This is a genomic window from Streptomyces oryzae, from assembly GCF_017676365.1.
Lineage (GTDB): Bacteria > Actinomycetota > Actinomycetes > Streptomycetales > Streptomycetaceae > Streptomyces > Streptomyces oryzae.
In genome coordinates, this window is sequence record NZ_JADKMA010000252.1 from 1 (window position 1) to 9,217 (window position 9,217).

Genomic DNA, 9,217 nt, shown 5'->3' on the forward strand with positions numbered 1-9,217 from the left:
CTTGCGGGCGGCGCGATAGGTGGGGCCCTCTCGTTTGGTGATGGTGCGGCGGTGCAAGCCGGGTTCGGGCTCGCAGAGGTCGAGCAGGACCTGGCCCTTGCGGAGTTGCGGCTTCCGTACGATGCGGGCCGGCGCCGGGCCCTGGGCGCCCGGAATCGCGTCCCGAGCCGCCACCACGTAGCTGAACTTCTCGTCCTCGTACGGAAGCTCCCCGCCCTTCACCCGCCGGTGCAGCGAGGAGCGGGCGACCCGTACCGCGAAGTGACACCAGTCCTGCCCCGTCACGATCGGGCAGGCCGCGTCGTGCGGGCAGGGCGCGAGCACCCGCAGGCCCGCGGCGATCAGTGCGTCACGGGCCTCGCGGATCCGCAGATAGCCGTCCGGCGTACCGGGCTCGACCAGCACCACCGCACCCCGCGCTGCACGCGCCGCCGCCTCCACGACGGCACGCCGGTCGGCGTCGGCGAGCTCCCCCAGCACGTAGGAGACGGTCACCAGGTCGGCGGGCTCCCACTCGGGCGCCGTACCGCCGCGCAGCGACCCGCGGCGCCACTCGGCCCCGCGCAGCGCGTCCACCCCGGACGCGAGCCGGCGGCCGAGGGCGAGCGCCGGCTCGGCCCAGTCCAGGACGACGGTGGAACGTGCCGTATCCCACACCTGTGCCGCCGCCCACACGGCGGCGCCCGTACCGCCGCCCACGTCCAGCTGGCCTGCGGGCGCCCAGCCCGGGGCGCGCTCGGCCAGCGCCTCCAGCGCGGCACGGGCCGCGGCGAAGGTGGCGGGCATCCGGTAGGCGGCGTACGCGGCGGCGTCGGCGGCGTCCCGCAGCACGGGGGCTGCGGTGGGGGTCTCCCCGCGGTAGTGGCCGATCAGCCGCTCGACGGCGGCCGACGCCTGCCGCGCCGGCACCCCGTCCAGCGCCGCGGCGAGCGCGCCGCGCAGTTCTTGCTCGATCACTTCGACAGTGTAGGAAAAGCGCGGGCCGCACCGTCCCGGGCGCTTCCCCGGGCGCTCACAGCACGGCTCGGGCCAGCCGGGTGGCGGCTGCGGCGCGGGGGCGGCTGTCGGCAGGGCGGCGTACGGGGTGGACGGTGTTGGCGAGCAGCACCAGGAAGGTGTCGGTCGCCGGGTCCAGCACCAGGCTGGTGCCGGTGAAGCCGGTGTGCCCGGCGGCGCGGGAGCCGGGCGCGGCCAGCTCGCCCATGAACCAGGCGGCGCCGGTCCGGAAGCCGAGCCCGGGCGGCCCGAGGAGCTCGGCGACCGAGGAGGGTGCCAGTATCCGGGCCGGGCCGTAGGCGCCGCCCGCGAGCAGGGTGCGGCACAGCACGGCGAGGTCGCGCGCGGTGGAGAAGAGCCCGGCGTGCCCGGCGACGCCGCCCATGGCGTAGGCGTTCTCGTCGTGGACCCGGCCGTGGATCAGCCCGCGGTTGACCTTGGCCCAAGGCTTGCGCTGGTCCTCGGTCGCGGCGATGCGGGAGCGCCAGGAGCGGGGCGGGTTGAAGCGGGTGCGGTCCATGCCGAGCGGGGTGGTGATGCCCTCCCGTACGAGCGCGTCCAGCTGCTGGCCCGTCACCTGCCACAGCACGTTTTCCAGCAGCAGCAGGTTGAGGTCGGAGTAGAGGTGCGTGGAGCCCGGTCCGGTCTGCGGTTTCTCGGCCCACAGCAGGGGGACGTGCTCGGCGGTGTTGTAGTCGTAGAACGGCAGCTCGGCACGGAGCCCGGAGGTGTGGGTGAGCAGGTGGCGGGCGGTGATGCCGTGGTCGGTGACGAGCCCGGCACGCGGGTCGGCGTAGCCGACGATGGGCGTGTCGAGGTCGAGTGCGCCGCGCTCGACCTGCTGGAGCGCGGCGACGGCGGTGAACAGCTTGGTGAGCGAGGCCAGGTCGAAGACGGTGTCCACCCGTGCCGGAAGCCACTTCTCGCGCGGCAGTTCGACGGGCAGCCCCGCCTCGGGGTCCCAGCCGGAGTAGCGCAGCGCCCAGCCGGTGGCGTGCTCCAGCGCGATGTACGGGCCACGCCCGGCCAGCACGACGGCACCGGCGCACCAGCCCGCGCCGGGCAGTGCGTCGGTGTCGGCGGCCAGTGCGGCCAGCTGGTCGCTGTCGAGCCCGGCCTTCTCCTGGAAGCGGTGCCGTGCCCCGGCGCCGTCCAGCGAGGCCACGCTCCTCAGTCGCGTACGCGCCATGGACGGCAGAGTGCCACGAAGGCGAATGCGGCGAGTGCCACGGCGCTGAGCTGGACGAGCGCCATGGGCACCGCGGTTCGCTCCCCCGCGACGCCGACCAGCGGCGAGGCGACGGCGCCGATGAGGAACTGCGAGGTGCCCAGCAGCGCCGAGGCCGAGCCGGCCGCGTGCGGAGTACGCATCAGCGCCTGCGAGTTGGCGTTCGGCATGATCAGGCCCATGCCGGACATCATGACGCACAGCCCGGTGGCCAGCGGCACCAGCCCGACGTGCCCGAAGACGCCGGTGGTCATCAGCAGCAGCGCCACGGTGGCTGCGCCGGCCATGCACAGCCCGAAGGCCAGCACCCGGTCCAGCGGGACACGGCCGACCAGGATCTTCCCGTTGAGCTGTCCGAAGGCGACCAGCCCGATCGAGTTGACCATGAACAGCAGGCTGAACGTCTGCGGCGAGGCCCCGTAGATCTCCTGGACGACGAACGGCGAGGCCGCGACGTAGGAGAAGAGCGCGGCGAAGGCGAGGCACGCGGTGAGCAGATAGCCGGTGAAGACGCGGTCGGCGAACAGTCCGCGCATGGTGCGCAGCGCGTCCGGCAGCCCGCCCCGGTGGCGCCGTGCGGCGGGCAGCGTCTCGGGCAGCTTGCGGGCCACGACGAGTACGAGCAGCAGGCCGATCCCGGCGAGGATGCAGAAGACGCCGCGCCAGTCGGTGAAGCGCAGCACCTGGCCGCCGAGCACGGGCGCGAGGACCGGCGCGGCCCCGGAGATCAGCATGAGGGTGGAGAAGAACCGCGCCATCGCCAGCCCGTCGTACATGTCGCGGACGACGGCGCGGGCTATCACCACGCCGGCGGCGCCCGCGAGGCCCTGGGCGAGCCGGAAGACGGTGAGGGTGGCGGCGGTGGGCGCCAGCGCGCAGGCGAGGGAGGCGACGATGTAGCAGCCCATACCGATCAGCAGTGGCCGGCGCCGTCCGAAGCGGTCGCTCATCGGCCCGGCGACCAGCTGTCCGACGGCCAGCCCGATCATGCACGCGGTGAGGGTGAGCTGCGCGCTGGCGGCGGACACGTGGAGCGCCCCGCTGACCTCCGGGAGGGCCGGGAGGTACATGTCGATGGAGAGGGGCGGGAGCGCGGTGAGCCCGCCGAGGATGAGGGTGATCAGCAGCCCGGCGCGGCGCCGCCGCGTCAATTCCGTCGGGGGTTGCGTCAACTCCGTTGGAGGCGTGCCGGTTTCAGCGGCGGGGTACGGGGGCTCGGGCGAGTCGGCGGATACGGCGGCCGGTTGCTGGGGGCCGGGCTTGGTCATGCACCTCTCCAGGAGATTGTCACGGGCCCGAACATTCTCCCAGGGATTCCGGGAACGGCCCACACATTTGTTCCCCGTACGGACGAAGGCGACGACACCGGGCCCGGCGGCGACGGCGGTTCCCGGCCATCGGGGAACCGCACGTACGCTGCGCTCATGACGCAGCAGAACCATGAGGCACACGGGCACCCCGGCGGCCCCGCCGGGCCCCGGGTTCGCGCCGCCGGTACCGCTGTGGTGACCGGCGCGGGCTCCGGCATCGGCCGCGCTGTCGCCCTCACCCTCGCCGACGCGGGCTGGACGGTCGTGCTGGCGGGCCGCCGCCCGGAGGCGCTGGAGGAGACCGCGCAGCTCGCCCCCGGCGCTGCCACCCGGTGCGTACCGACGGACGTCACGGACCCGGCCGCGGTCACGGCGCTGTTCGACGCCGTACGCGCCCACGAGGGGCGGGTCGACCTGCTGTTCAACAACGCGGGCACGTTCGGTCCCGCCGTACCGCTGGAGGAGCTCTCCTTCGAGGAGTGGCGCGGCGTCGTGGATGTCAATCTGCACGGTGTCTTCCTCTGCGCCCAGGCCGCCTTCCGGCTGATGCGGGACCAGCGGCCCCGGGGCGGCCGCATCATCAACAACGGCTCCATCTCCGCGCACACCCCGCGCCCCGGCTCGATCGCCTACACCGCGACCAAGCACGCGGTGACGGGCCTGACCAAGTCCCTCTCCCTGGACGGCCGCCCCTACGACATCGCCTGCGGCCAGATCGACATCGGCAACGCCGCCACCGAGATGACCGCTGCCATGTCCCAGGGCGTCCCGCAGGCCAACGGCAGCCGCGCGCCGGAGCCGACGATGAACGCGGATGACGTCGCCCGCACCGTGCTGCACATGGCGTCCCTCCCGCTGGAGGCCAACGTCCAGTTCGCGACGGTGCTGGCGACGAAGATGCCGTACATCGGCCGCGGCTGAGGCCGGGATCACGCATCCCGCACCGTCCCGGCTGTGGCCGACGGCGGCGGTCGGCGCGGAGCACACTCGGCGCGCAGCGACCCGCGATGGAGCCCGCACGTGGCCGAACCAGGACACCAACCGGCGAACCTCGCACCGGGAACCGCTCCCGGGGCCACAGGACAGCGCCCCGGGCCAGGGCCCGTCCTGGGACCGGATCCGTACCCGGGCCCGAGGGCGGAACCGGACCCGGCGGGCCCGAACCCCGGCCCGTACTCGAGTCCGAACCCGGCCCGGGCCCGAAGGCGGGCCCGAGTCCGAACGCGGGCCCGCCACCGCACCCGGGCCAGAAGCCGACACCCCACCCGGCCACGCAACCGGCCCCGCACCTACACCCACGACCGAGGCCGCGGCAAGCCCCGGAAACGGTCCCGAACCCGAGGCCGAACGCGGAACCGAGTCCGAACACGGACCCGCCACCGCACCCGGGCCAGAAGCCGACACCCCACCCGGCCACGCAACCGGCCCCGCACCTACACCCATGACCGAGGCCGCGGCAAGCCCCGGAAACGGTCCCGAACCCGAGTCCGAACACGGAACCGAGTCCGAAAGCCGCCCCGGGGCCGAACGCGATCCCGAACCCGACACGGCGTCCGCACCCGCGCGCGCCCGCACCCGCAACGGGGACCGCAGCGGGCCCCGCGCCGACGCCCGGAACCACGGCCGCAGCGGCCCTCGCCACCGGCCCCGCACCGACTTCGCCAGCGCCAGCGCCCCCGAGAACTTCGCTTCGTACCAGAACGAGATCTACCTGCACGGCCTGAAGGGCCCCCGGTTCACCACCGACGCCACCAGGCTCGGCGCCTCGGCCGGCCGCCGGCTGGACGCGGGGGCCTTCGGCTTCGTCGCCGGGGCCGCGGGCTCCGGCGCCACGCACCGCGCCGACCCGGAGGCGTTCGACCGCTACCGCCTCATCCCGCGGATGCTGACCGACGCCACCCACCGCGACCTGCGAAGGACGGTGCTGGGGACCGCGAGGCCGGCGCCGGTGGTCCTGGCGCCCGTCGGCGTCCATTCGATCGTGCACCCGGACGGCGAATCGGCGACGGCCCGCGCTGCGGCCTCGATCGGGCTGACGGCGGCCCTGTCCACAGCTCCGTCCCCACACCCTCGAACAGGTCGCTGAGGCGGGCGGCGAGGGCGCCGCGCGGGCTGCACCGCGCTCGTGGTCACCCTCGGCACCTGGACGCCGGCCTGGCGTCCGCAGGACCTGGACCAGGCGTATCTGCCGTTCATCCGCGGCGTCGGCACCGCGATCCCGTTCTCCGACCCGGCGTTCCGCGCCGGTCTGGAACGCCCGCCGGAGGAGGACCTGGGCGCGGCCGTGCTGCGCTGGGTGCCGATGTTCGCCGGGACGGACAAGTCCTGGGACCGGCTGCCGTTCCTGCGCCGGCACTGGGACGGGCCGATCGCCCTCAAGGGCATCCAGCACCCGGACGACGCTCGCCGCGCCGCCGAGGCCGGTATGGACGGGATCGTCGTCTCGAACCACGGCGGACGCCAGGTCGACGGCGCGATCGCCTCGCTGGACGCGCTGCCCGGCATCGTCCGGGCCGTTGAGGGGACCGGTCTCGGGGGTGCTGTTCGACTCGGGTGTCCGCACCGGCTCGGACGCCCTCAAGGCCCTCGCCCTGGGCGCCCGCGCCGTGCTGCTGGGCCTCCCCCAGCCTCCGGCCGGGAGGTACCCCCAACGCCTGCGGGTCCGAACACGCCGGCGAGGACGGCGTACGCCACGTACTGCGCTCCCTCCTCGCCGACCTCGACCTCACCCTGGGCCTGTCCGGACACCGCACCCCGGACGAGCTGTCCCCGGACGACCTGTGGCACCGATGAGCCGACGGGAAGGCGCGGCCGAGCCGGCGGTACGATGGCGGCACGGCGGACGAGCCGGCCGGGCGGTCGCGTCGGGGGTGTCACGGCACCCTCGCCGAGGAACGTCCGGGCTCCACAGGGCAGGATGGTGGGTAACGCCCACCCGGGGTGACCCGCGGGAAAGTGCAACAGAAAGCAGACCGCCGGGGCTGTGCTCCTCGCAGGGGGCGGTCCCGGTAAGGGTGAAACGGTGGTGTAAGAGACCACCAGCGCCCAGGGTGACCTGGGCGGCTAGGTAAACCCCATCCGGAGCAAGGTCAAGAGGGGCCACGAAGCGGCCCTGCGCGGACGACCGAGGGCGGCCCGCCCGAGTCCGCGGGTAGACCGCACGAGGCCGGTGGCAACACCGGTCCCAGATGGATGACCGCCACCCCGGCAGCCGCAAGGCCGCCGGGTGACAGAACCCGGCGTACAGGCCGACTCGTCCGCCCCCGTTCGGGGCTCGGCTCCGCCCTGGGAAGGGGTCGTGACCTGCGACGGAGTCCCTTCCCGCGCTCTTTCAGGGCGCCTACCGCTCTGGTCTGCGGAAAATCCATCGTGAGTGCCTGGGCCAGAGCCGAGGGTCCGAATTGGTCACGGTGCACGAACCGACCAGTCGGTACGCCGAGGCGGCGCCTGATTCGTGCCGGCTGATGCCACAAAGTGACAGCGCGCCTGGCCAGAGCACATGCACGGGTCCAGTCGCCCGTCCAACCACCGTCCAACTTGCGCCTGGGCCGGACGACGACACTGCACCGAGTCCCGTTCGCTGTCGCGCGGGATGAGCCTTCATCGCCCCGTCCGGGGGGGCGCCGCCCGATCTGGCCCGAACCATACGGATCTGGGAACTGGCACAGTCCTCTGTTGCCCGCCGTCGGCGCCACGGGGACCATCCCCGCGCGTGCGGGGAGCACGGGCGTGGCCTGGGGTTTCGAAGGTGAATCCTTGCTCGGCGTCGGTTTGGTGGGCGAGGAATGGGCGTTCTTGGCCAGCGTATTGGCGCACTTGTGTCCAGAGGGTCGCGGATGCGGGTCGGGGCGCGCCTGGGCGTTGTCGTTGAAGTGATTTCGGTGGTGGAGCACGGTGTGGTGACACGTCGCCATGGGCTCTCGGACGCCGAGTGGGAGTTGCTGCGAAGTTGGGGAGCGGCTGCGTCTGGGGGGCGTCCTCGACCGGTACGGCCTGGGCCACGCTGCATAGGCTTTCCGCCGTGGGGCCAAGGACGGCACCTTCGACCCCCACCGGCACACCGCCGGGGCCGAAAAGTGGGGCGCCGCCTGGGCCGCCCGCTCGCCGTCATCGTCGGGCGGGAACGCCAACGACTGCACCCAGTTCACGCACGTCGGCCCGACCACGTCGTAGGCGACAAGGGCTACAGCCCGAAGGCGATCCCAGCCTGGCTGCTGAGCAGGAGGATCACGCGTACCATCCCGACCCCGGGGAGGCCGGTCGGCGGCCGTTCACCGGCCTTCGACAGAACCAGGCCGCCAGCCGCAAGAAAAAGGGACGCTCCGGCGCCCGCCCGGGGCGGCCACGACGCCACGCTCTACTGACACCGGATGACTGCCTCGCTGGACTCCGCCTTCGGGGAGCCACGCTGTGGATACGCAGCCTCCGGGCCACCGCCCGATCTCAGCTCCTGGTCGCTCGACGCATCGCGGGTCGGCCCATCCGCGCTCGGCGCTGGTGAAGTACGGCGGGTCCTGCCAGACGCCACCGACGTTATCCGCTCCTCCGACTCCCCCGGCCTTGCGCAGGAAGTCGGTATGCAGCACGGCCAGTTACGCGCTGCCAACGATCTGATCAGCGCCTCTCGGGGCGGCTTCGGCTGCTTGGCCGGGCACCGGATGGGGCCTTCGGCAGCCCGGACGCTTCTGGGGCGCGGTGCGGCGATGACTTCCTCGGCCGTCGAATGTCTACCTTTGCGTCCGGTCAGTTGGTGACCGGGCTGCTCCCCGCTGGTCCGGCCTACCGAAGGAAAGGCAGATGCGTTCGATCACAGCCACGATGTTCGTGACCTTGGATGGCGTCGTCCAAGGCCTCGGCCGCCCCGACGAAGACACCCGCGGCGGCTTCTCCCACGGCGGTTGGGGCCCGCAATACAACGACGAAGTGATGGGTCGTGAGCTTGCCACAGGCATGGCCAAGCCGGGAGACATGCTCTTTGGCCGCCGGACCTGGCAGGACTTCACCGCTGCATGGGGGCACGCCACCGACGGCAACCCGTTCACCAGGCACATGAACGCGGCCACCAAGTACGTCGTCTCCAGGACCCTGGAGAATGTGGACGCCTGGCAGAACTCCATCCTGTTGCGCGGCGACGCCGTCGACACGGCGGCAGAGCTGAAGGACCGGCCGGGCAACGACCTGTCGATCAACGGCAGCGCGTCGCTGGTACGAAGTCTGCACGCCGCCGGCCTGATCGATTACTACACGCTGCTGATCCATCCGCTGACCCTTGGCAGCGGCGCCCGGCTGTTCGAGGGCCCGGCCCCGCTGACCAAGTTCGAGCTCACCCGGAGCGTCACCACTGGCAAGGGCGTGATCATCGCGCACTACGCCCGCCGATGAGCAGGCACCGAGCCGATGGTCTGCCCGCTTCAGACAGCGGACGGACCGACTTCATCCGTCCGCCCGCGCGGAGGTGGTCCTGAGCACGCGCGGGTCGTGTCGGGGTTCATTTGCCGCGATGGACGGTTACCCGAAAGATGCGGCGATGAGGAGCAGGTACCAGAGCGCGGTCACAACGATGACGACGACGGCGACCATCTTGCCCCAGCCCCGCTTGCGGCGTAACGGCCGCCGTCAGGGGTCGAGACCTGGGTGGCGGGTCGGGATCGGCTGCTCGGCGGTCTGGGTGGGGCCTGGGAGG

At 72.8% G+C, this 9,217-nt stretch carries 6 protein-coding genes, 1 other RNA gene and 1 pseudogene; 5 read left to right on the forward strand and 3 right to left on the reverse strand.

Annotated elements, in window-relative coordinates; genetic code table 11:
- From ITI46_RS31250 to ITI46_RS31260, 3 genes are all read right to left on the reverse strand, one after another.
- On the reverse strand, window positions 1-957 hold a 957-nt coding region (locus tag ITI46_RS31250), incomplete at its 3' end, for a small ribosomal subunit Rsm22 family protein (RefSeq protein WP_209243304.1).
- A gap of 55 nt (window positions 958-1,012) precedes the next feature.
- Entirely contained in the window at window positions 1,013-2,185 is a 1,173-nt protein-coding gene (locus ITI46_RS31255) for a serine hydrolase domain-containing protein (protein WP_209243305.1), read from the reverse strand.
- Complete coding sequence (locus ITI46_RS31260; protein ID WP_209243306.1) at window positions 2,167-3,492, reverse strand: multidrug effflux MFS transporter; 1,326 nt, start codon at window positions 3,490-3,492, stop codon at window positions 2,167-2,169. Before ITI46_RS31260 ends, ITI46_RS31255 begins: the two co-directional genes overlap by 19 nt.
- Before the next feature lie 156 nt (window positions 3,493-3,648).
- Here ITI46_RS31260 and ITI46_RS31265 point away from each other — a divergent pair, with 156 nt between their 5' ends.
- The 5 genes and pseudogenes from ITI46_RS31265 to ITI46_RS31280 all read left to right on the forward strand — a co-directional run bounded on the left by ITI46_RS31265 (window position 3,649) and on the right by ITI46_RS31280 (window position 8,916).
- Window positions 3,649-4,455, forward strand: a complete 807-nt coding sequence (locus tag ITI46_RS31265) for an SDR family oxidoreductase (protein WP_247746877.1) — start codon at window positions 3,649-3,651, stop codon at window positions 4,453-4,455.
- A 520-nt stretch (window positions 4,456-4,975) separates the two neighbouring features.
- Window positions 4,976-5,998, forward strand: a pseudogene (locus ITI46_RS31270) (alpha-hydroxy-acid oxidizing protein); the annotation flags it as partial.
- Window positions 5,999-6,231: 233 nt separating this feature from the next.
- Window positions 6,232-6,327: a hypothetical protein gene (locus ITI46_RS36150; protein WP_372452111.1), complete on the forward strand. Its 96-nt coding sequence runs from the start codon at window positions 6,232-6,234 to the stop codon at window positions 6,325-6,327.
- A 50-nt stretch (window positions 6,328-6,377) separates the two neighbouring features.
- Window positions 6,378-6,794: RNase P RNA component class A (gene rnpB / locus ITI46_RS31275), an RNA gene on the forward strand.
- A 1,537-nt stretch (window positions 6,795-8,331) separates the two neighbouring features.
- Window positions 8,332-8,916, forward strand: coding sequence for a dihydrofolate reductase family protein (locus ITI46_RS31280; protein ID WP_209243307.1), 585 nt, complete (start codon window positions 8,332-8,334; stop codon window positions 8,914-8,916).
- Window positions 8,917-9,217 lie beyond the last annotated feature (301 nt).

What these genes read in the sequence shown, in the direction of transcription:
- ITI46_RS31265 (WP_247746877.1), top strand. Translation starts at nt 3,649, where the DNA reads ATGACGCAGCAGAACCATGAGGCACACGGGCACCCCGGCGGCCCCGCC.
- ITI46_RS31255 (WP_209243305.1), bottom strand. Translation starts at nt 2,185, where the DNA reads ATGGCGCGTACGCGACTGAGGAGCGTGGCCTCGCTGGACGGCGCCGGG.
- ITI46_RS31260 (WP_209243306.1), bottom strand. Translation starts at nt 3,492, where the DNA reads ATGACCAAGCCCGGCCCCCAGCAACCGGCCGCCGTATCCGCCGACTCG.
- ITI46_RS31280 (WP_209243307.1), top strand. Translation starts at nt 8,332, where the DNA reads ATGCGTTCGATCACAGCCACGATGTTCGTGACCTTGGATGGCGTCGTC.